Below are 22,872 nucleotides of genomic sequence, written 5' to 3'. Positions count from 1 at the left end.
AAAGAACGGTCGGCCAACGTGCGCTGTCAAGCCTTTCAACTACATTTTAACTGTATTGACATGGGGTTACGGTCAAACGACGATAACAGCGCCAACTGTTATCCAAGGAGAGGAGACCACCCATGGCGGTCGAGGCATACTGCATGAAGTGCAAGGAGAAGAAGGTCATGAAGGACCCCGTGGCCAGCACCACGAAGAACGGGAAGCCCATCACGAAGGGCACGTGCCCCGTGTGCGGCAGCACGATCTGCCGCATCGGCAAAACGAAGTAGCGGCGGGCAGCCGGCGCTCCCGCGAGCAACCGCGCATCGCGGGAGCGCGCAGGCAAGGAAGGAGCGGGCCCGCGCAGCACATGAGCCCGCGCAAGCATTCGCGTATCGAAAACAAGGGGAGCCTCAATATGGAAACATCATCGATGAAGAAGTACGCCGCAGAGGCGTTCGGCACGTTCGTGCTCACGCTGTTCGGCTGCGGCAGCGCCGCCGTGGCGGGCGCGACGCTGGGCACGCTCGGCATTGCCATGGCATTCGGCCTGTCCATCGTGGCCATGGCGTTCGTCATCGGCAACGTGTCGGGGTGCCACATCAACCCGGCCGTGTCGTTCGGCCTGTTCTTGGACAAGCGCCTGTCGGGCAAGGACCTCGCGGGCTACTGGGTTGCGCAGTTCGTCGGCGGCATCGTGGCCGCGGCCGTGCTCGCGCTCGTCATAAGCATGTGCGACCTGGGCGGCGTGGCCGCCACGGGCCTGGGCTGCGACGGGTACGGGGCCGCATCGGCCGTGGGGATATCCCTGGTGGGCGCCCTGATCGTCGAGGTGATCCTCACCTGCATCTTCGTGCTCAGCGTGCTGGGCTCGACGGCCGACGAGCGCACGGCACCCTACGCCGGCATCATCATCGGCCTCACGCTGGCGTTCGTGCACATCATGGGCATTCCGCTGACGGGCACGTCCGTGAACCCGGCGCGCAGCTTCGGCCCGGCCCTCATGATGGCCGTCTCCGGCGACGCCACCGCCCTGTCGCAGGTGTGGGTGTTCATCGCGGCCCCGCTCGCAGGCGCCGCGCTGGCCGCGCTCATCTGGATGGGGTTGAAAAAGCGCAAGTAAAGGCGCAGGCAGCAAGCAGGAAAGCTCCCCTTCCACAGGGACGGAAGGGGAGCTTTCCTCCCTAAAGGGGCCGTTTTTTCCGGCGCGCTACTTCAGGAACGGGAGCCCGCCGTCTCCCAGGCGCAGCTTCTCCACCACGGACCGCATCATGGCACCGCGGCCCTTGAGACAGACGAGGCAGATGGGCACGGGCACGGCATCTTTCGGTGCCAGCACGCGCACCGTCAGGGATGGATCGGCGCGGCCGAGCGCAGGAATGCCCGTCGTGAAGATGATGCCGCCCTCGCCAAGGAACCGGACAACGTCCGCTAGGGCCAGCTCGACGAAATTCAAATGCGCCCCCTGTTGGCGGTAGTGCTCGACGATGGTTTCGTTCGCGTCGTCGAACCAGCTTGAAAGGCCCATGGGGTACCGTGCGAGGTCTTCCAGGCTGACGACGTCCTTCTGGGCGAGCGGATGCCGCGCCCCCATCATGACGCCCGCTGGGACGGTGCCCACGGGGAAGCACTCCACATCGCCATGGCGGAACGCCCCTACGGTGACGAGGGCATCGTACGTGCCGTCCGCAAGTCCTTCGAATCCGGCCTCTCCCGTGGCAAGCTCGTACGTCACCTCGATGCCGAGACGGGCCCGCGAGAACGAGGCCGTGTTCTCGCGCACCACCTCGTTGCCAGGAAAGGCCGGCGTGTTCAGCGCAAGCCGAAGCCGATCGGGCAGGCCCCCGCGCTCGCCGTAGGACCGGGCGAACGCCTCCAAGCTGTCGAACCCGGCGATCACGCCAAGCGCCTTCTCGCCGAATTCCTGGCAGAACGGCGTGGGGCGCATGCCGCGGCTCTCGCGCACGAACAGGCGCCGACCCAGCTCGCGCTCGAGGTCGGCGATGGCCTTCGACACCGTCTGCACGGTTACGTACTGGTCTTTGGCCGCCGCGGACAGGCTACCGTGCTCGATGACCGCGGCCAGGTATGTGATTTGCTTTATGTTCAACGACGCACCCTATCGAACCGAGAACGAGCGTATCAGCGTGCCATTGTACCCGGCCTTCCCTGCCGCCCGCCGGTTATGAATGCCCTTCAAATATATTTTCAAGTCGCGATACGATTTACCTTGACCGGGATATGAACACGGTATCGCGCGCTCCCTCATCGGGGAAGCGGGGGGGGGGATGCCTCCCCCTCCGACGACGATCAGCTCGCTGGCGATCCAACGTTCGAAGGCAAGATAAGCCGGGGACTTGCGGTCTTTCATGCTCACCAGGCAGAGGGGAATGGCAACGGCGTCTCCGGAGGCCAGGGGCTTGATGACCGTACCAGGGTACATCTCGCCCAGCGCCGGGATGTGCACCATGAGGCACATGCCACGATGGACGTCGAGATGCTCGTCGAACTTCTCCGGAACGATCGGCACGAACGTCGCATCCACCTTGCGCCTGCGGTACACCGTGACGATGGACTCGTTGAAGCTGTCGAATTCCTGCGACACCGCAATGGGGTAGCCCGAGAGATCGGCCAAGCTCACCTCGTCCTGACCGGCCAGGGGATGCGTCTTGGACATGACCACCCCGGGGGCGACCGCCCCAACCGACACGCAGTCGGTATCGGGAGTCGAGAGCGTGCCGATGGTGATGAGCGCATCGTACTCGCCCGCCCGCAACAGGGACAATCCTTGCGTACCGGTTTCCAGCACCACGGTCGAATCGAGGCCGAGGCCCCGGTTCGCGAACTGGGCTATGCTCGCGCAGGCCCGCTCGTAGCCGTAAAACGCCGGCGAGCACAGCGCGAGGCGCAGCGCATCGGGAAGGACGTTCTCATGGTAAAGCTTGGCAAACGCCTCCAGCTCGCCGAAATCATCCAGAACCGGCAAGGCCTTCTGGTAGAACGCCTTGCCGAACGGCGTGGGATGCACGCCGCGGCTCTCGCGCACGAACAGGCTCTGGCCCAGCTCGCGCTCGAGGTCGGCGATGGCCTTCGACACGGCCTGCACGGTTACGTACTGGCCCTTTGCCGCCGCGGACAGGCTACCGTGCTCGACGACCGCGGCAAAGTATCGGATCTGCTTGATATTCAACGACTTTGCCCCCAAACGCTCCTCGTTTCCCTATCCTTTGAACTTTACAGCGACAAATGTCACTTTTTCATGCAGCGAGGCTCATTCAACTTCTTTTGAAACCTTGCGGTTGCAGAGCCGACGCGCAGGATGGCCGCCGCTTGCCCGCAGCGCACCCGCCGCTTGGAAGGTTTGTGGCGAACGTGCAGGGCGACGCGCGCCCCGGCTGCCAAGCGATACCATGAAGCCATCATCGAGGGCGAGCGAAAGGGCCGCATGGGCATCCTCAAACAGGGCGACTGCGCCGACGTGCAGCGCGTGGGCATCCCGCGTGCGCTGCTGTACTACCGCTACGGCACGCTGTGGGAGACGTTCTTCGGCGAGCTGGGGCGCGAGGTGGTGCTGAGCCGACCGACGGACCGCGCGCTCATGGAGGCGGGCGAGGCGCTGTCCGTGGACGAGTGCTGCCTGGCGTCGAAGACCTACCTGGGGCACGCCGAGAGCCTGCTGGATTCCTGCGACGCGCTCTTCGTGCCGAGCATGGGCAACCTGGGGCGGCGCAAAGGGTTCTGCACGAAGTTCCAGGCGCTGCCCGACCTGGTGGCGAACACCTTCCGCGACCGCGGCGTGCGCGTGGCCTCATGCCTGGCAGACGCCGTGGAGGGACGCTCGTCGCTGCGCGACGCATTCCTCGAGCTGGGCGGGTGCTTCGGTGCCAGCCCTCATGAGGCGAAGCGCGCCTGGAGGTCGGCCCTGCACGCCCAGGAGCGCGCCGACCGCGCGGCGGCGGGGGCGCAGGAGAGGCTGCTGGCCTCGCTTGCGGCCACGCAGGGCGCGGGGCGGCCGCTGGCCATCCTGCTGGTGGCGCACCCCTACCTGGCGCACGACCCCTACCTGGGCGGCAGCGTGGTCGACCCGCTCGAGCGCCTGGGCGCCACGGTGCTCTACGCGGACGAAGCGGACCACGAGCGCGCGCTCAAGGCCAGCTTCGACTTCTCGGCCACCATGCCCTGGGTGGTGAATCGCGAGCTCATCGGGGCTATCCTGCTGCTGCACGAGCGCATCGACGACATCGTGCTGGTGAGCGCGTTCCCCTGCGGGCCCGATTCCATGACCGACGACGCCATCATGCGCTGCATCCAGGGCAAGCCCATCTTGAACCTCACCATCGACGCGCAGAGCGGCACGGCCGGGCTGGAAACCCGCATCGAGAGCTTCGTGGACATCCTGCGCTACCAGAAGAAGGGGGGCTACGTGCATGGCTGACCTCGAGGGAAGCGCCGTAGGCGGGAGCGGGACAGGCGGAGGCCCGCTGGAGGCGGGCCCGGCCGACGGCTCGGACGACACGCTGCGCGCCCGCACGGCCGTGTTCCTGGAGCGCAGGCGCCCGCCGCGGCTCGTGCTGCCGCGCCCGCGGCGCCGCCCGAAGCGCGACCGGCACGCCCGCACGCGCGTGGCCTTCCTGCGCTACAGCTACTACGACATCGTGCTCAAGTTCTTCGTGGAGCACGTGCTGGACGCCGACTACCTGCCCTTGCCCGAGCCCACGAAGCGCACGGTGGAGCTGGGCAGCCGCAACTCGAACGACTCGGTGTGCGCCCCGTTCAAGCACATCTTGGGCGACTACCTCGAGGCGCTGGAGCTGGGAGCCGACGTGCTCGTGCAGTTCGCCGGCCCCTGCCGGCTGGGCTACTACGGCGAGCTGCAGGAGTCCATCCTGCGCGACATGGGCTACGAGTTCGAGATGCTGAACTTCGCCACCGTCACGGGCAAGCCGCTCACGGACTACATCGAGGTGTGCAAGAAGAAGGTGAACCCGAACCTGTCCGTGCCGCACGGCGTGCGCGGCATGCTGACGGCGTTCAAGATGATCGAGTGCCTTGACGAGGCGCAGGACTTCTACCTGACGCATGCCGGGTTCGAGGCCGAGCGCGGGTCGTTCGACCGGGCGCTGGCCGCCTACCATGCCGAGATGCGCGCCGCGGCAAACGAGCGCGACATCGCCGAGGCGCAGCGCCGCGGGCTGGAGTCGCTGCGCGCGCTGCCGGTGCGCCGCCCGGCGCGCCCCGTGCGCGTGGGCGTGGTTGGCGAGTACTTCACCGCGGCCGACCCGCATTCCAACCTGGGGCTGGAGCGCAAGCTGCTCGACCTGGGCGTGGAGGTGCACCGGCAGCTGAACATGACGAACCGCAACCTGCGCTACAACGAACGGAACCTGCGCGCGGGCATCTCCGACTACGTGCGCTACGACATGGGGCCCACGTCCAGCATGACCATCGCCGCCGCGCTGAGGTACGCGCAGGAGGGCTTCGACGGCGTGGTGCACCTGAAGTCGGCGGGCTGCACGCCGGAGGTGGACTGCATCCCCGTGCTGCAGCAGGTCAGCCGCGACACGGGCCTGCCCATCCTGTACCTGAGCTACGACTCGCAGACCAGTGACACCGGGCTCGACACCCGGCTCGAGGCGTTCTACGACATGCTGGCCATGAAGAAGGAGAAGACGATATGACGGACGCGCCGGCAAACGCCTACCTCGGGATAGATATCGGGTCTATCTCCACGAAGGGCGTCATCGTGGACGCCGACCGCGCCATTGTGGCGCGGTCGTACCTGTGGACGGAGGGCAACCCGACGGACGCGGCGCGGCGGGTGGTGGCCGACCTGGGCGCGCAGATCGACCGCGACGCGGTGCGCGTGCGCGCCGTGGGCACCACCGGCAGCGCGCGGCGGCTCGTGGGGGCCATGCTGGGCGCGGCCGTGGTGAAGAACGAGATCACCGCGCACGCCGTGGGCACCACCTACCTGCACCCGGACGTGCGCACCATCTTGGAGATAGGCGGGCAGGACTCGAAGATCATCTGCGTGGAGGGCGGCATAGCCGTGGACTACGCCATGAACACGCTATGCGCGGCTGGCACGGGCGCGTTCCTGTCGAGCCAGGCGGCGCGGCTCGGCGTGGAGGTGGAGGAATTCGGCGCCATCGCGCTCGCGTCCAAGCGGCCGGCCAACATCGCGGCGCGCTGCACCGTGTTCGCCGAGAGCGACCTGGTGCACAAGATACAGGTGGGCTACGCGCGCGAGGACATCATCGCGGGGCTCTGCCGCGCGGTGGCGTCGAACTACCTGAACAACGTGGGCAAGGGAAAGAAGATCGTCGCACCCGTGGTGTTCCAGGGCGGCGTGAGCAAGAACGCGGGCGTGGTGCGCGCGTTCGAGGACATGCTGGGGATAGACGTGCTCGTGGACCCCGACGGCCACCTGATGGGCGCGTTCGGCGTCGCGCTGCTGGCCGCCGAGGCGGTCGCGGCGGCAGGGGCGGATGCGGCGGGGATGGGCAGGGACGGGATCGCGGGTGCGGCCTCGCGCAGCGCCGGCGGCGAGGCATTCGACTTCGATGCTGTGGGCGACTTCGCGTTCAAGACGCGCGAGATCGAATGCGCCAAGTGCGCGAACCACTGCGAGATCATCTGCGTCTACCGCGACGATCAGCTCATCGACTCCTGGGGCAACCGCTGCGACCAGGGGGCCGTGCGGGCGGGATAGCGGATTTCGGCATGCGGGAAACCGTCGTCCACCGTCCAACGGCCAGCGCCGTCTTCCCGCATGGCCGCCCAACCTATGGCCCCGTGCTCGGGCTAGCTCAGCCAGTGCACACGGTCCTCGGCATAGCGGTCCTTGCCCTTGGCGTGGGGCTCGGACTCCGGGTAGCCCAGCGCGACGATGGCGAACGGCTCCAGCCCCGCCGGCGCGCCCACGATCTCGGACACGGCTGCCATGCGCTCGGGCTCGGGCGCGATGCCCATCCACACGGCGCCGAAGCCCAGGTCGACGGCCTCCAATAGGATGTTCTCCACGCAGGCGCTCATGTCCTGCACGGCGATCTCGGGAAAGCGCAGGCCCTCCGTGCGCATGCACGGCACGATGGCGCAGGCGGCGCCGGCGGCCGGTTTCGCGTAGGGGCTGGCCTCGGACAGCAGCTGCAACGTGGCCCGGTCGCGCGCCACGTAGAACTCCCACGGCTGCTGGTTGCCGCCCGAGGGCGCCGCCATGCCCGCGCGCAGCACGGCGCGCACCTCGTCGTCGGTCATCGGGTCGTCCGTGAACCTCCGCACGCTCGCCCGTTTGAAAATCGCATCTGCCATGGATGCCTCCTTGCGCTCGGCTTCGTCATGCGCCGATGATAGCGCTTTCCGCACGGTAGCGCGCAGCACGGATGCGAACGGGAGGCGAGCCGATAACGAAGGGAGGGCAAGGCGCGGCCGCTCTCGGATGTTTCACGTGAAACATCCGTTCTGTCTCCCCCTTTGACGCATAGCCCGGCGCCTGAGGTGCTTCGTGTGCGGAAAGCAGGCTGCCCGGCACAAAAATTCCCGACGTGGGGTCAGGGCATTCGTTCTGTCTCCCCCATCGACACACAGCCGATGCTCACGGATCGTGCTGCGCGCGGAAAGCTTTCCCGCTCCCTTGGGACGCTTGCATATATGACTTAAAGAGTAATGGACAAAAAGGGTCGTTAGTCTGTAGATTTCTGACGGGAATCAAGGGATCGGGAATGCGGCGTTTGCGAAGCGCCTGGTAGTAAGCTCGGCATTCTAATCATCTTTTATCCAGAATAAAGATTACCACCCCTATTTGTCCACGGCGCTGCAAGCCCCGTGTGTCGAGTGGATGCCCCAGGGCCGCTGCGCGCGAAGGCCGCCGGGTTACGCGTCAAACGGTCAGCTAGAATAGCCGTTCGCGCGAAGCGCGAAACCGGGTGCGCTCCGCAGGAGCCGCACCCCTCGCGCGCCAGCGCGAGAACAACCGCCCCGGTGGAACGGGCGGGAGCGAAGCGATCCGCCCATGCGCCCGGAGGGCGCATAACGGCCGCGCAGGTTGGCGTAGTAAGTCAGCGAGGAGCCCCCTGGTGCCCGAGATTGGCGGGATCGTGGAGGTGAAGCGTACTGCGGTACGCGAACCTCCGGGATCGCGGCAAGATCGGGTGCCAGGGGGCTTCGCAGCGTCGAGTCGTTCCGGCGGCCGGCAGGCCGCCGGAACCCGACTACATCAGCTTCGCGACGTTCTGGGCGAAGGCGACCGGATCGTCGATGGGCATGCCCTCCACCAGCAGCGCCTGGTTGTACAGCAGGTCGGCGTACAGGCGGATCTTGTCGTTGTCGCCGGCCTCGTGGGCGGCCTTCAGCGTGTCGAACACCGGGTGCTTGGCGTTCAGCTCCAGCACGCGCTGCGACTTCACGCCGTCGGGGCCCTCGGGGCCCTTCGACAGCACGCGCTCCATCTCAAGCGACACGGGGCCCTCGGTGGTCACGCACGCAGGCGCGTCGGTGAGGCGCGCGGACACGGCCACCTTCGTCACCTCGTTGCCGAGCGCGTCCTTCAGCGCCTTGAACAGGTCCTCGTTCTCCTTCGTGGCCTCTTCGGCCTCCTTCTTCTCGTCCTCGGTGGCGAAGTCGAGGTCGCCGGACGCCACGTTCTTGAGCTCCTTCGCGCCCTCGCCGTCCTCGTTCGCACCGTAGTCGCGCATGGCGGTGAAGCAGAACTCGTCCACGTCCTGCGTGCACAGCAGCACGTCGTAGCCCTTGCCGAGCACCGTCTTCACGATGGGCATCTTGTTCAGGCGCTCCACCGAATCGCCGGCGGCGTAGTAGATGGCCGGCTGGTCCTCGGGCATGGCCTCGAAGTACTCGGCCAGCGTGATCAGCTTGTCCTGTTTCGCGGAGTAGTACAGCAACAGGTCGGCCAGCGTGTCCTTCTGCGAGCCGTAGCTGGCGTAGATGCCGTACTTCAGGCCGCGGCCGAAGTTCTCGAAGAACGCCTCGTAGCCCTCGCGGTCGTTGTCGCGCATGTCCTCGAGGTCGGACGTGATCTTCTTCTCGATCTTCTTGGCGATGGCGCGCAGCTGGCTGTTGTGCTGCAGCGTCTCGCGGCTGATGTTCAGCTGCAGGTCCTGGCTGTCCACCACGCCGTGCACGAAGTTGTAGTAGTCGGGCAACAGCTCCTCGCACTTCTCCATGATAAGCACGTTGGAGCTGTAGAGCGCGAGGCCCTTCTGGTAGTCGCGGCTGTACAGGTCGAACGGCGCGCGGCTCGGCACGAACAGCAGCGCATCGTAGGACAGCGCGCCCTCGGCGTGCACGGAGATGGTGCGGGCCGGGTCGGCGAAATCGTGGAAGTCGGTCTTGTAGAACTCGTTGTACTCCTCCTGGTCGACCTCGGACTTGCGGCGCTTCCAGATGGGGATCATGGAGTTCACCGTGTCGAGCTCCTGGTAGTTCTCGAACTGCGGCACGTAGTCGTCGCCGGCATCCTCGGGCTTCGGCAGCTCGCGCGACTTCGTCACCTCCATGCGGATGGGGTAGCGCACGTAGTTGCTGTAGCGCTTGACCAGGTCTTTAAGGCCGTACTCGGACAGGTAGCCGTCGTAGGAGTCCTCGTCGGTGTTGTCCTTGAGCGTGATGATGACGTCGGTGCCGTGCTCGGCGCGCTCGGCCGGCTCGATGGTGTAGCCCTCCACGCCGTCGCTCTCCCAGGCCCAAGCCTCGTCGCTGCCGTAGGCCTTCGACACCACGCGCACGCTCTTGCCCACCATGAACGAGGAGTAGAAGCCCACGCCGAATTGGCCGATGATGTCCACGTCGTCGCCCTGCACCTCGTCGTTCTCCATCTTGAACGCCATGGAGTCCGAGTGCGCGATGGTGCCCAGGTTGCGGTCGAGCTCGTCCTTCGTCATGCCGATACCGCTGTCGCTCACGGTGACGGTGCGGGCGTCCTTGTCGAAGCTCACCTGGATGGCGAGCTCGTCCTTGGAGAGTTCGATGGACTTGTCGGTGAGGCTCTTGAAGTAGAGCTTGTCCACCGCGTCCGACGCGTTCGAGATGAGCTCGCGCAGGAAGATCTCGCGGTTCGTGTAGATGGAGTTGATCATGAGGTCGAGCAGCTTCTTGCTCTCTGTTTTGAACTTGCGCATGGCGGCGTCGCTTCCTTTCGGGTACGTTCCTTCGTCAAGCGGTCGGACTGCCCCGTGTGCTAGCAGTCCAAGCCTTCGAGTGCTAAAACGAGATTTTAGTACGACGCGGGGCGATGTCAAGGAGGACACGCGGCAATTCCAAACAACGCCTAAGCGCAGGCGGGGGCTGCCGCCAGCAGCGTGCCGCCTGCCCCGCTGCGCGCCCCGTAGGGCAAGCGCCGGGCGACCAGCCTACGGGCGGTTGCACACCAGCAGCCACTTCCCGCCGGTGGAGGCGGCATGGGGGCAGCCGATGCAGGATGGCTCGGCGCAGCGCTCGGCCGAGGGCGGGGCGTCGAGAAGCGCGGGATCGTCGGCGGGCAGCGGCTCGCCGCACTCGGCCGCCATCGCGTGCAGCACGAGGGCGGCGAACTGGCGCATGCCGCGTGCCGTGGGGTGCGTGCCCTCAAGGCCCTCGTAGTCGCGGCCGAGCGCCCGCACGTCGGCCACGCGACAGCCGTGCGCGCGGGCCGCGGCGCGGATGGCTTCGTTGTAGGCGTCGAAGGCCGCGCCGCGCAGGCGGTAGGCGAACGTGGAGCCGTCGCGGCCGACCACGCGACCGGGGCAGAGCGTGCAGCACCACACCTCGGCGTGCGGGTAGGCCGCGCGCAGGCGCGCGAGCATCGACCCGTACGCAGCCCCGAACCGCTCGGCCGCGTCGGAGGCAGCCAGGCCGGGCTCGCGCTGCTCGCCGAGCGCGTCAACGTCCAGGCAGGTCGGCAGGGCGTTGCCCCGCCCGGCTGCCTGCGCGTCGGCGCCGCCCCAGCCGTAGTCGTTGATACCCATGAACACGAGGACCACGTCGGGAGCCTGCCCGTCGCGCGCAAGGGCCGCGACGCGCTCCGCGCTGTCGCCGGCCGGGAAGCCCGCGCCCTCCACCATGCTGCCCGAGAACGACCCGTTCGCCAGAAGCTCGCCGTCCAGCGCGTCGACCACCTGCGCCCACCACGTGTCGCGCGCCTCGCGCACGCCCGTGACCTCCCGACGCTCCTCCTCGTAGAACACGCGGAAACCCGCCGGGTTGCAGCCTTCGAACGTGCTGATGGAATCGCCCAGAATGGAGAACAGCCGCTTCGCCGCCATCGCCTTGCCCTTCGTCGCCCTATCGCCGAGATACCCGGCTGCCGCGCTGCCCGGCCACAACCGGGGCGTGCCCGCAACCGAACCCGCGCCCAATGCCGAAGCCGCGCGCAGCCCTCGCTATTCTACGCCATCCCCAGCCACACGGCGAACTTCGGCACGTAGCCCATCACGAAGATCACCAGGATCAGCGCAGGGATGCCGAACTTCAGCCAGAGCTTCGACCAGCGCGGGAAGCGGATGCCCTTGCCGGTGTCGGCCTCGGCCAGGAAGTTGTCCCAGCCCCAGCCGCCACGCGACACGCAGAACAGCACGTAGAACAGGCTGCCCAGCGGCAGCAGGTTGTTCGACACGATGAAGTCCTCGATGGACTGGATGTCGCCGATGGCCGGGATCTGCACGCCCGCCAGCACGTTGAACCCGAGCGCGCACGGCAGGCTGAGCACGCACACGATAACGGCCGTGCGCGCCACCGCCGTGTGGCGCGACCAGCCCCACTTGTCCATGGACCAGCTGATGAGGTTCTCGAACACCGCGATGATGGTGGACAGCGCCGCGAAGCTCATGAACACGAAGAACAGCGCGCCCCACAGCTGCCCCATCGGCATCTGGCCGAACACGCTCGGCAGCGTGACGAACACGAGGCCGGGGCCGCTGCCCGGCTCCACCGCGAACGCGAAGCACGCCGGGAAGATGATGAGGCCGGCCATGAGCGCCACAGCCGTGTCCAGCCCGCAGATGCGCAGCGCCTCGCCGGTGAGCGAGCGTTCCTTGCCGATGTAGCTGCCGAATATCTCCATGGCCGAGATGCCGAGCGACAGCGTGAAGAACGCCTGGCCCATGGCCGCGAACACGGCGTCGCCGAACGTGGCCCACTGCTCAGCCGGCGTCGCGCCTGCGAACAGGCGCCCGAAGTCGGGGACGAGGTAGAACTCGAGGCCCGCGAGGCCGCCCGGCAGCGTGACGGCGCGCGCCACGAGCACCACCATGATGCCCAGGAGGCACACCATCATCACCTTCGTGACGCGCTCGACGCCCTTCTGCAGCCCCAGGCTGCATACGAGGAAGCCCAGCACGATGACCACGAGCATCCAGCCCACGAGCTCGGTGGGGTTAGCCAGCATCGCGTTGAACACCTCGCCGACGCCCGCGCTGTCCAGGCCGTTGAACGCGCCGGTGGCCATCTTCACCACGAAAGACAGCATCCAGCCGCCCACCGTGGTGTAGAACATCATGAGCACCATGCACCCGATGTAGCCCCACCACGAGAACCAATGCCACTTGCGCGACGGCTGCAGCGTGTCGAACGCCGCGGCCGCGCTCTTCTGGCTGGCGCGGCCCACGGCGAACTCCATCACCATGACGGGCAGGCCCAGGATGACGAGGAACACCAGGTACATGAGCACGAACGCCGCGCCGCCGTACTCGCCCGTGATGTAGGGGAAGCGCCACACGTTGCCCAGGCCGATGGCGCACCCCGCGCTGATGAGGATGAACCCCAACCGCGATCCGAACCGTTCCCTCTTGGCCTCCGCCATGCCACACTCCCCCGCGCTTGTCTTGTACGATATTGCCCATTGGCAAAACGTTGCAATTGTACAGCAAACAGGTCGGCGGAGCAGCTGCGTTGCCCGTCTTTTGCGCGTCCTTGCGGCTTCGTGCAGCAAGCTCTAAGATATGCCCTGAGGCGAGTCGGCCGAAAGGGGTGCGCCATGAGGGGGTACGAGTACGTGAGCGTCGACTACAAGAAGCGTGAAGTATTCGTAGTTGGATTCGGCACCTCGGAACACCGCGAGATCATCGACGACTACGCGGCGCGCGGCTACCGCTACGTCGACTCCATAATCACCGAAATCGACGGCAACGCCCGCATACGCAAAATCGACCTGGTCTTCGAGAAAGACGCCTAAGGGAGGTGCGACCCCCGACAAGCCGGCTAGCGCTCAGCAGGGGGCGCGTCGGTCAGCATGGCTGCGGACGACGGGTTCGGCGAGGGCGCAGCGGCTGCGGGCACGGGCGGCGCGACCTCTGCCGCCCGCTTCCGCCTGCCCATCCATGCGGCCTCAGCGCCGATGGCGGCGATGCCCAGCCAGATGAGGGCGAAGCAGATGCCGTGCGCCATGGTGAACTGCTCGCCGAAGAAGGCCACCGCCAGCACGAGCGCGATGGTGGGGCTGACGTACTGGATGAAGCCGATCACCGTGAGCGAGATGCGGTTGGCCGCCGCCGAGAACAGCAGCAGCGGGATGGCCGTGAGCACGCCGCAGCCGGCGAGCAGCGCCATGTCGACTGCCGGGCCGGTGACGGCCATCGGGTCGGGCGTGGCGGGCACGAGCCGCCAGATCCACGGAGCGGCCGCCCCCACGATCAGGGCGACGGCGCCGATAAGCCCCGTGAGCAGCGACTCGAACGCCATGCCGGGCAGCGCCGGGTACCCGCCCTTCTTCTTCACCGCGCCGTACACGCTGAACGTGAGCGCCAGCGCGAACGCGATCCAGATGTCGCCACCGTTCGCCACGATGAAGTACCCCACGCCGAGCGCCGCCAGCACCGTGGCCACCGTCTGCATGGGCGTGAGCCGCTCCTTGAAGAACGCCATCCCCAGCACGATGGTGAACAGCGGGCACAGGTAGTACCCGATGCTCGTCTGCAGCAGGTGCCCGCTGTTGGCGGCCCAGATGTACACGCCCCAGTTGCACGAGACGATGAGCCCCGAGGCCAGAAACGTGCGCACCGCACGCGGGTCGCGGAACAGGTAGAGGAAGCGCGTCCGCTGGACCAGCACGCACAGCGCCACCACCGCCGCGCACGACCACACCATGCGCCATGCCAGCACCTCGAACGCGGGAACCGCCGACAGCAGCTTCCAGTACACGGGCATGACGCCCCACAGGAGGTAGCACCCGAGCCCCTGGAGGAACCCCGTGCGGTCGGTGTGCTGCCCTTCCCCGTTCGCGCCCTCGCCCGCGTTCGCCTTCGCCTTTGCCGCCTGCTCGCTCAAAACACGCTCCTTGCTCTCGATCGATCCGCAGCATTATACTCCCGCTCCCTCGCATCCGCCCACGCTTTCCAACCAGCGAGGGCGCAAGGACGGAGCGGCAGGACGCGACGAGGCGGCGAGCAAAACAGCGGTACGCGGCAGGGCGAACGGGCGGAGCGGCGGAAGGGCCGCTGCGGAGCCGCAGCACCCGGCAGCGGCAAGGGCTTGCACCTCTGATGTTTCCCTCCGATGCAGGGCACAAAACCGACCGAGGAGGATATAATCGGGAGTCTACGAATGGAGGACTGCATGCGGATCGTTCAAGCAGAAGACACGCGCTCAATTGAGCCGCTTCTCAACACCATCATCGAAGGCGACTGCCTTGAGAAGATGAAGGCCATCCCCGACGAATCGATAGACATGGTGCTCTGCGATCTGCCCTACGGAACCACCCAGAACAAATGGGACTCCATCATCAACCTCGATATCCTGTTCACCGAGTACCGCAGGGTGATAAAGCCGCGAGGCGTGATAGCCCTGACGAGCAGTGGCCTGTTCACCGCCAAGCTCATGCTCCACGCGGCCGACCTGTACAAGTACAAGCTGGTTTGGATCAAGTCGAAGGCGACCAACTTCCTCAACGCGAAGAAGCAGCCCCTTCGGAAGTACGAGGACATCTGCATCTTCTACCGATCGCAGCCGACCTACCATCCCCAGATGTCCCAAGGCGAGTCTTACGACAAGGGGGTGCGCAAGAACCAGCTGACCGGGAGCTACGGCGACTTCGACCCCAAGCATGTGCAGAGCGACGGCAGCCGATACCCCACGGACATCGTCTACTTCAAGACCGCCGAATCGGAAGGCCCCGTGTACCACCCCACGCAGAAGCCGGTGGAGCTGGGGAGGTACCTCATTCGCACCTACACCGACCCGGGGGACGTCGTGCTGGACAACGCCTGCGGAAGCGGCTCTTTCTGCGTTGCCGCCTGCCTTGAGGGGCGCCGCTATATTGGTATAGAGAAGAACGAGGGCGTCGCCCGCTTCAAAAACGAGCCCATCGACTATATCGAAGTCTGCCGTCGGCGCCTCGAAGAAGCACGGTCCCGCATGGACGAGGAAAACGCGATCGCCTACCCGGCATCGTCGTGAGCAACGAGGAGAGTTCGAGCCTATGAGCGCCCAACGCGTCCATGACAACGAACGGTCATACGCCATCGAGCTCATCAGCGCCATCAACGACTACCTCCACGGCAAGGACATGCACATCAAGCGGGCCGGCGGGGAGTCGACCATCAACGAGCGCGGCCGCGTCAAGTTCCCCGACGTCCTGCTCTTCTCCGATCGGCAGCGTTCGACCATCCTCCAGGGCTGGGAGATAAAGTGCCCCGACGTCAAGATAGACGACGAGGCGTTCGTGTCCGACGCCCGCCGCAAGGCAGAGCTGCTGGGATGCAATTCATGCATCCTGTGGAACTTCCAGCATGCCGAGCTTCACGTGAGGACGAAAGAGGGCTCCTTCGAGATCCTCGAATCATGGACCATCTCGGAGCGCATAACCGACAGGGCGTCGATCAACGCGTTCCAGGGCGAATGGATGGCGTTCCTCCACTCCCTCGTCGACACGATAGAGCTCTTCATCGCGTCGGGAAGAATCAAGCAGCGGGAACTGGGCGAGGTCATCACCGACTCCGTCATGCCCAAGATCATCAACGACAACAAGGCGTCCGTGTCCACCGCCCTCAAGGGAAGGACCGCGGTCGATGCCCTGGTGGACATCAATATCAGATCCTGGTGGCGCACCGTGGCGAAGGAGTACACCCTCGACGAGAGCGACGCCTATTGCGCCTATGCGAAAATGCTCCTGATCGGCTGGCTGAACAAATTCCTCTTCGCAAACCTCATCAAGGTCTACTACCAGGACGCACGCGAGGTCGAGGGCATCGCAGAGGGATGCACGGTTGAAGATGCCGCGCGGTGCTTCGCCCTCATTGCAAGCCGCTGCGGGTTCTACCACCTCTTCAACAGCCCCCCGTACTTCGACTCGCTGCCCGAAGCCACGCTGTCCGACCTCGTGCAGTTCAACGGCCTTCTCCAGATGTGCGACCTCGACCAGCTTGACAGCCGTTATCGACACCGGCTGCTCGAAGAGAGCATCTCCTCGGCCAAGCGGCAGGTCTCCGGCCAGTACCCCACCCCCGAGCCCCTCGCCAGGCTCATGGCCGAGCTTGGCGTGAGAAACGCCACCGGCCACGCATGGGACTGCTGCTGCGGAACGGGAACGATAGGCAAGGCCCTCTGGGAGAGGAAGGTGAAGCTGACCGAGCCGGTAATGGACGATGCTGCCGACCGGGCGTACCGCACAACCTGGCTGTCGGACATCCATGACTTTCCCCTGCAGGTGGCCACGCTCGCCCTTTCCCCGCGCGAGCATATCGACTCCCTTCTGCTGGTCTTCCAGAAAAACGCGTTCGAGGTCGAGCCGGGGACCATGGTCGAGTTCATCGACCCCTCCACGGGCGAAGAGGTCGGCAAAGCCGTGCCCCGCTTCGACACCATCGCGAGCAACCTCCCCTACGTCGACTTCAACACCAAGGAGATAGGCCGGTACTCCCAGATCAAAGACGAGCTCAAGCAGGAAGCGCGGGCTGCAGGCATCAAGCTCCACGACCGCAACGACCTGTACTGCTATTTCTGCCTCTACCTTGAGCGCCTGCTCAACGACGGAGGCGTGGCCTGCCTGCTTACCTCGAACACGTGGCTCTTCTCGCAAGCGGGGGTCAGCTTCTTCGAGATGCTTGCACTGAAGTACCAGATCGAAGGGGTATTCGTGAACGGGCAGGCGCGCTGGTTCCACAAGACGAAAGTCATGAACGCGCTGCTGGTGCTTAGGAAGAAGAAGCCGGGCGATACCCCCAGCGACGTGCGCATGGGAGTTGTCCACGCGAGCATCGGCGACCTCGACGACCCGGCGAAACGATCCGCGATCGTGGAGAGCATCCTTGCGGGAAGCGACCGCAGCGCCCTCGTATCGCAGCATCGCTACTCCCTCGAGGACATCCGGCGTTTCCACGCATGGGGGATTACGCTGTACGCGCTCTGCTTCGGGGCATCGTCCCTGTCCCCGCTGGCCGGGAAGCTCGTCCCCATCAGCTCTTTGTTCGAGGTTTTCCGCGGCGTCAAATCGGGGTACGACAGCGCCTTCTATTCGGACGATCCCTGCTTCGTCGACCCTCCCTTCTGCTTTCCGCTGATCAAGAACCTGCGCGGCACGCACTCGTACACCCTCGAGCCGAACCAGTACGTGTTCATCTGCGACAAATCCAAAGACGAGCTTGCGAGGGAGGGCCATTTCAAGACCCTCGGGCATATAAGAAGGCACGAGGCAGGCGTGACGGAATCGGCGAAGTCGAACACCCCCTATTGGTACTCCTTGCCGGCGGGCAAGAGCTTCCATTTCGCAACCATGATGAACCCGGGCGACCGCCTCTTCTTCGCGCAGGCTGGAGGGGACGTGTGCTTCGCGAACCAGCGGCTCATCTGTCTTCGGGCCCTCTCCGACCACGCCGACCTTCCGCTCGCCCACGCCCTGCTCAACTCATGCGCGGGCCTTCTGATGCTGGAGTCTTCCGGGGGGCCTATGGGGGACGGCGCCTTGGACAACCGGAAGGAGAGCCTGGCCAGCCTCTCGATGCTCGATCCCTCACTGGTTGCCCCCGAGTCGAGACAGGCGATCCTGAACGCTTTCGAGCCCCTGAAGGGAAGGCCCGTGAAGCCCCTCCGGGAAGAGCTTTACGAAGCCGACCGGGAAGCGTTCGATAAGGCGGTCCTCCAGGCATTCGGGCTGGAGGACCTGCACGACCGAATCAGGAACGCCCTGTCCACGATGGTCAAGGTGAGGACCGAGGAGCTGCCCTGACGATGCGGCTGCAACGAGGGCGCGCGGCCGCCCTTACCCCCGCACCGTGTAGCGCTCCACCGCGTCCTCGTCGAGCGTGAGGCCCAGGCCGGGGCCCTCGGGCGGGTAGACGCGGCCGTTCTCCATGCGGATGCGCTCGTTGACCAGGCTCGGAGCGGCGGGGTCGTCGAAGTCCATGAATTCGCAGGGGTAGCTGATGGTTTTCAGCGCGCAGCCTATGTGGACGAGGGTGGCCATCCCCAGGCTGCTCTCGGATTGGCTGCCGATCATCATGGGCCGGTGGTACGCCTCGCACAGCGCCGCGATCTTGCGGCCGTAGGTGAAGCCGCTGCGGGGGATCTTGATCATCATGATGGACAGCGCGTCGATGTCTATCTGGTGGGCGATGTCGTGCAGCGTGAAGTTGCTCTCGTCGCCGGCGATGGGGATGTCGATGGCGTGGGCCAGGCGCACGCGGTCCTTCTCGTTCGTGGCGGCGATGGGCTCCTCGAAGTAGTCCAGCTCGCCGCGCAACGCGTCATGCACCTTCTTCGCGCCGAAGTACGTGTAGCTCTGGTTGCCGTCGATGTAGAGCCTCGTGTCGGACGTGACCGCGCGGCGCAGCGCATGCACGCGGCGGATGTCGGCATCGGGGTCCAGCCCGCCCTTCACCTTGAAAGCCCGGTAGCCCTTGGCGTTCAGCTCGCGCGCCTGGTCCACCATGACCTCGTCGCTCGTGAGCCAGAGTATCCGGCTCGGCTCGATGCTGTCGCGGTAGCCTCCCAGCAGCTTGTGGCAGGGCAGTCCGCACGCCTTGCCCATGATGTCCCACAGCGCCACGTCGATACCGCCCTTGGCGGCCAGGTTCCCCTTGATGAAGGCCATGGCCTCGTGCACCTTCTCCACATCGAACGGGTCGAGGCCCGCAACCAGCGGCGCCAGCAGGTTGTTGATCACGTGCACCATGCCCACCTGCGTCTCGCCGTAGATGTTCTCGCGCGGAATGGCCTCCGCGATGCCCTCCACGCCCTCGTCCGTCATGATGCGCACCAGCACATGCGCCTGGCTGGCCATGCACCCGGTGGCCCACTCCATCGGATGGGGCAGGGGCAGGTCGACGGGGATAGCGCGCACGCTCTGGATTCTCACTACAACTCATCGCCTTTCATCCGCACCGCCCGGCGGCAGCGCGCAAGATATTTCCTATACGATCCCGGTTCTCAGCGTATCACAGAGAACACCGCATCGGCGTAATCATGCTTCAACCAGTTCCCGCATATGCTCGGCCAGATACGCACGGGCTTCGGCCGAATAACACGGAGAGGTATAAGGCCCCTTGGCGTCAGAGGAGGAGAACTCGGAAATGCCAATGCGCCTGCCCTGTTCTGACGGCTTTCTTTTGCGATAATCGCCGTCCTCGATCACTTGATACCCGGCTTTCACAAGGCATCGATTCATATCCGCGGCGCTCATGCCGCCCAATAACTCGGCCAATGCGGGATCCCGACGCCATTCTTCAAGGCATTTGGTGATGGGCAGGTTCTCGGTTTTGGTGCTACACGCATTTTGCTCCTTGCGTCCTGGCTGCTGCGCATGCGGCGTTACCGCATATCCCTCCTCATCACCGAGATAACGAAGGAAACTTTTGGCGGTGCTCCGAGCGTTAAGCCACCGCTGCTTTTCGAGATATTCTTCGATGGTCGGCGGAAGATAATCGTTGGCGATAACCTCATTGGCGCCCAGATCCAAAGCCTTCTCGCGAAGCGCCTCGGTTTCCCAAAACGTGCTGCCGTCGGACGGAATACGCAGGAACACGAAACTTGCATCGATGCTGACTTTGCTGGGAAAGCATTTCCAGCTGGGCCAAGCGGTTCTCGGTGCGCCTTCCGACGCCAAGTCTTCCTCAATGGCTTCCGCGCTTCCCGTTTCCGCCGCGAGAGACCCGATGCGAATTTTGCCCAACCAGCAGAGGTCTGCGCCACACACCTCTTTGGCCACAGCGTTCTTCGTCTCATCCAGCTCGCGCTGCGAGTCATCGGGACGACCGCTCTTTCGCTTGAAGCGATGCTGCGTGCCGTCAACCTCAATGGCCATTAGAACGCGCTTTGAGTGGGATTCGTACAGAACAAAATCGTAGTGAGCCTTATCGGGTTTGACATAACGACCGGCACATGCCTCGCTGACCAACGTGCCATCAGACAGGCTAAGTTGATCGAGTTTGACATTTTGCGCGACTGATACTCCCTTTACCCTCAAATCCTGCAGAGATTCCTTGATGCACAATTCCGGAGCCCACTCTTTGTTCTTCTTTCGCTCCTGCTTGAAGGGCACCTCGTCGAACACCGAAGTGATCACCGACTTGTGAAAACCATAGTAGGCGTCGCACCCAGCCTGCCCCTCTTTCTCCGGAGCAAGACGCCGGACGTATTCGACAAGGCGGCGAACGTACATTTCCTGGTTGTTCTTGTCGTCAGCTGCTCTCGCCGGCTTGGTGACGTTCGCATTCCTCCCAGCAAGCCAACACTGCGTGTCGTCCTCCATCAGCTTTGTCGAGAGAATGACGACGAGTTCCTCTTTCGCCCTCGAGGCTGCGACGTTAACAAGTCGGCGTCCTTGCGACCAAGGCCACTCCCAGTTACCATCCTCGACGGGAAGCAGGTACACGGAATCAAACTCCCGGCCTTGGGATCTATGGATAGTCAGCGTGTAAATGGGATCGTACGCCCCCGGCGAGTCGCTCTCCTCCTCGTAACTGGTTTCAAGGGCGATATCAGCGTCTTGAACGATACCAGCCAACACCCATTTCACAGAATTCATCAGCGCGTATATCTGCCCACGGAAAGGCGAGAGTATACAGATTGACTTTCCGGCACGCGCAAGCTCTCGAAGATGGGCAGCCTCTTCTTGCTTCCAAGATGAGCAGTTGTTTGCGGTTCACATAGGTGGATCGCTGCTTCTGATTCGGGTTTTCTTCCGGTGGGGCTTTGGGAGGCCAAACCCCTTCGCGGTAGTCCCCCTCATACCAGCAGATGCGGATAGGACAGGGCGTCGCCAGGTTTTTCGGGTGCGACTTGATGACCAATTCGCCACCGTACACTTCTTGATTGCAAAACCCGATAATGGCTGGGTGGCAGCGAAAATGCTCGTTCAGCATAGTCATGAGAACGGGGTTGCGATCGCTAAATACCTCATAGCACGAAGTGAGAAAGCTGAGGCCGCCCCGGCTGATATCGTAAGGTGATGTGTCTTCCTTCTTGAACAGCTCTTTGCGCTCGGCGTAGGCGCGCATGACTTCTTGGTGCACTTCGGTTATCACCGGCGGCAACTGCTCCTCATCGCCCACGAGCACCATGCGTTTCGCACAGCTCATCGCCACAATTCCTACTATGAGATTCGTCTGCGACGCCTCATCCATGATTATCAAGTCGTACTTTTCAACGTCACCGTCGGCGAAGCATTTTTTAAGGGAGTGTATAGTGCTAGTGACAAGAGGGTGCTTGGCGGTAAATTCTTCATGCAGTTTGTTCTGCTCCCAGCCGGACATACTCTCGCCGTCTGCGAATACATGGATACCGCGGTTCGTCTCCGCATCAAAAGCGAGCCACGCTCCAGTCACGGGATCTTCCGCTTTCGCACGCTTTTTCTTGTCGCCCAAGCTCGCATGCTTACACGCCGCGGCAAAGGCAAGGTCATCCGCCTCATGAAGGGAGAGCAGGTCGAAGGACGGAGACCCGTAGAACCTCAAAGCCTCCCTTTCAAGCTTCTGATCGACATTCTCCACCGCCGCCTTGTTCGTGGAGACGACGGCCACGCTTTGACCTTGGGCCACAGCCAAAGCGACTATGCGCAAGATGGTTTCGGTCTTCCCGGTTCCAGGAGGACCTTTGATGATCGAAAAGGGGAAATGCAGCGCCTTATGCACCGCCTCGATCTGACGCGGGTTCAACGGATACTCGCTTTGGGGAAACATGGTGTCCAGCAGACGCCGTTCTTCCGCGCGTTGCGCATCGTCGATTCTTGGCGGATCAACGATTGCGGAGAGATTGCCGTTCAGATATGCGTCCAGCAACGGGCTGAAGCATGGTGATTTTGGATCCAGGTCATGCTCGATGCAATGTTCAAAATACCAAAGTAGTGAATAGAACGCCTGGCCGTCAGGATAGCACTTGTTCTGGTTGACAGCTTCCTCACTAGCTTGCCCGACATCTTTGGCGGCGTATCTGAAGTACTTTACGAGTTTTTTCTGGGACGGATTCGACGCCTTCTTGTTTCGACCCATCACCATCACCTCGCTTATCGATGCTGTGTCGCACGAACCTATCGCGCTCGCAAAACCAGTATACCTGTTCAACATGAGTTAACCTACTTAGTTTTGAACACCACGCGCACCAGGTAAGGGAAAGGGGCTATAAAAGACTGGGTTATAAACCAATGACGGTTGCATGGCGGTCGAACCGACAAAAAAAGATCAGGCCGAAGCCTGATCTGGGATTATTGGTCGCGGGGGCAGGATTTGAACCTACGACCTCCGGGTTATGAGAACACCTTATAAGTGGCCAGATTGTTTCATTTTTCCCTATTTTCGCAGGTTAAAAGCCCGTCAAAAAATCCTGACACCAATGATGTTTCAGGATGTTTCAGCATTTTAGCCCATAATTAGCCCAAATTTGCCCATAACAGTACGTTTATGTACTGTAACCGAAGACGGGCAAAGGAGTCAGTAAACGCCGCTTGACGCGGCCGGTCTTCGGCGGTGTCTT

18 protein-coding genes are annotated in these 22,872 nt (G+C 64.0%); 8 read left to right on the top strand and 10 right to left on the bottom strand.

Features of this window, described 5'->3' with window-relative positions; genetic code table 11:
* The first annotated feature begins 122 nt into the window (after window positions 1-122).
* Window positions 123-272: a DUF5679 domain-containing protein gene (locus tag C1877_RS15250; protein ID WP_015540068.1), complete on the top strand. Its 150-nt coding sequence runs from the start codon at window positions 123-125 to the stop codon at window positions 270-272.
* A 128-nt stretch (window positions 273-400) separates the two neighbouring features.
* The gene (locus tag C1877_RS01570; protein ID WP_049784286.1) at window positions 401-1,105 is read left to right on the top strand and encodes an aquaporin; all 705 of its coding nucleotides are present in this window, start codon (window positions 401-403) and stop codon (window positions 1,103-1,105) included.
* 87 nt (window positions 1,106-1,192) lie between these two features.
* Here the strand turns inward: C1877_RS01570 and C1877_RS01565 are convergent, their stop codons facing one another.
* Window positions 1,193-2,092, bottom strand: coding sequence for a LysR family transcriptional regulator (locus C1877_RS01565; RefSeq protein ID WP_049784148.1), 900 nt, complete (start codon window positions 2,090-2,092; stop codon window positions 1,193-1,195).
* Window positions 2,093-2,101: 9 nt separating this feature from the next.
* Window positions 2,102-3,187, bottom strand: coding sequence for a LysR family transcriptional regulator (locus C1877_RS01560; RefSeq protein ID WP_114568185.1), 1,086 nt, complete (start codon window positions 3,185-3,187; stop codon window positions 2,102-2,104).
* Between the two features lie 240 nt (window positions 3,188-3,427).
* On the opposite strand from C1877_RS01560, the gene C1877_RS01555 reads away from it, so the two are divergent.
* Genes C1877_RS01555 through C1877_RS01545 form a run of 3 tightly spaced genes read left to right on the top strand, consistent with a single transcriptional unit; the run spans window position 3,428 to window position 6,694 of the window.
* Window positions 3,428-4,417: an acyl-CoA dehydratase activase-related protein gene (locus C1877_RS01555; RefSeq protein ID WP_114568282.1), complete on the top strand. Its 990-nt coding sequence runs from the start codon at window positions 3,428-3,430 to the stop codon at window positions 4,415-4,417.
* A complete protein-coding gene (locus tag C1877_RS01550; RefSeq protein WP_244909763.1) occupies window positions 4,410-5,660 on the top strand; it encodes a 2-hydroxyacyl-CoA dehydratase in 1,251 nt (416 codons plus the stop codon). The genes C1877_RS01555 and C1877_RS01550 overlap by 8 nt, the downstream gene beginning before the upstream one ends.
* Complete coding sequence (locus C1877_RS01545) at window positions 5,657-6,694, top strand: acyl-CoA dehydratase activase (RefSeq protein ID WP_114568184.1); 1,038 nt, start codon at window positions 5,657-5,659, stop codon at window positions 6,692-6,694. Before C1877_RS01550 ends, C1877_RS01545 begins: the two co-directional genes overlap by 4 nt.
* A 92-nt stretch (window positions 6,695-6,786) precedes the next feature.
* Here the strand turns inward: C1877_RS01545 and C1877_RS01540 are convergent, their stop codons facing one another.
* From C1877_RS01540 to C1877_RS01525, 4 genes are all read right to left on the bottom strand, one after another.
* On the bottom strand, window positions 6,787-7,293 hold the full coding sequence (locus C1877_RS01540; RefSeq protein ID WP_114568183.1) for a nitroreductase family protein: 507 nt from the start codon (window positions 7,291-7,293) through the stop codon (window positions 6,787-6,789).
* An 899-nt stretch (window positions 7,294-8,192) separates the two neighbouring features.
* Complete coding sequence (gene htpG / locus C1877_RS01535; protein ID WP_114568182.1) at window positions 8,193-10,118, bottom strand: molecular chaperone HtpG; 1,926 nt, start codon at window positions 10,116-10,118, stop codon at window positions 8,193-8,195.
* A 231-nt stretch (window positions 10,119-10,349) separates the two neighbouring features.
* The gene (locus tag C1877_RS01530; RefSeq protein ID WP_114568181.1) at window positions 10,350-11,240 is read right to left on the bottom strand and encodes an SGNH/GDSL hydrolase family protein; all 891 of its coding nucleotides are present in this window, start codon (window positions 11,238-11,240) and stop codon (window positions 10,350-10,352) included.
* 122 nt (window positions 11,241-11,362) lie between these two features.
* Window positions 11,363-12,775, bottom strand: coding sequence for a sodium-dependent transporter (locus C1877_RS01525; protein ID WP_114568180.1), 1,413 nt, complete (start codon window positions 12,773-12,775; stop codon window positions 11,363-11,365).
* Between the two features lie 174 nt (window positions 12,776-12,949).
* Here C1877_RS01525 and C1877_RS01520 point away from each other — a divergent pair, with 174 nt between their 5' ends.
* On the top strand, window positions 12,950-13,147 hold the full coding sequence (locus C1877_RS01520; RefSeq protein ID WP_015540073.1) for a DUF4177 domain-containing protein: 198 nt from the start codon (window positions 12,950-12,952) through the stop codon (window positions 13,145-13,147).
* A gap of 26 nt (window positions 13,148-13,173) precedes the next feature.
* Here the strand turns inward: C1877_RS01520 and rarD are convergent, their stop codons facing one another.
* Complete coding sequence (rarD, locus tag C1877_RS01515) at window positions 13,174-14,238, bottom strand: EamA family transporter RarD (protein WP_114568179.1); 1,065 nt, start codon at window positions 14,236-14,238, stop codon at window positions 13,174-13,176.
* 288 nt (window positions 14,239-14,526) lie between these two features.
* Between rarD and C1877_RS01510 the strand changes: the two genes are divergently transcribed.
* Together C1877_RS01510 and C1877_RS01505 are read left to right on the top strand one after the other, a co-directional pair.
* Window positions 14,527-15,366: a DNA-methyltransferase gene (locus C1877_RS01510; RefSeq protein WP_114568280.1), complete on the top strand. Its 840-nt coding sequence runs from the start codon at window positions 14,527-14,529 to the stop codon at window positions 15,364-15,366.
* Between the two features lie 22 nt (window positions 15,367-15,388).
* The gene (locus C1877_RS01505; protein ID WP_114568178.1) at window positions 15,389-18,133 is read left to right on the top strand and encodes an Eco57I restriction-modification methylase domain-containing protein; all 2,745 of its coding nucleotides are present in this window, start codon (window positions 15,389-15,391) and stop codon (window positions 18,131-18,133) included.
* 33 nt (window positions 18,134-18,166) lie between these two features.
* On the opposite strand, the gene C1877_RS01500 is transcribed toward C1877_RS01505, so the two are convergent.
* From C1877_RS01500 to C1877_RS01490, 3 genes are all read right to left on the bottom strand, one after another.
* Complete coding sequence (locus tag C1877_RS01500; protein WP_041239592.1) at window positions 18,167-19,261, bottom strand: mandelate racemase/muconate lactonizing enzyme family protein; 1,095 nt, start codon at window positions 19,259-19,261, stop codon at window positions 18,167-18,169.
* Between the two features lie 105 nt (window positions 19,262-19,366).
* A complete protein-coding gene (locus tag C1877_RS01495) occupies window positions 19,367-20,929 on the bottom strand; it encodes an ATP-binding domain-containing protein (protein WP_083809128.1) in 1,563 nt (520 codons plus the stop codon).
* Complete coding sequence (locus C1877_RS01490) at window positions 20,883-22,391, bottom strand: AAA domain-containing protein (protein WP_181813767.1); 1,509 nt, start codon at window positions 22,389-22,391, stop codon at window positions 20,883-20,885. The genes C1877_RS01495 and C1877_RS01490 overlap by 47 nt, the downstream gene beginning before the upstream one ends.
* Window positions 22,392-22,872 lie beyond the last annotated feature (481 nt).

The sequence above is a fragment of the Gordonibacter pamelaeae genome, assembly GCF_003340385.1.
Taxonomy (GTDB): domain Bacteria; phylum Actinomycetota; class Coriobacteriia; order Coriobacteriales; family Eggerthellaceae; genus Gordonibacter; species Gordonibacter pamelaeae.
Note: the sequence above shows the minus strand (reverse complement) of the source record. Positions and strands in the feature narration are given on the sequence as shown.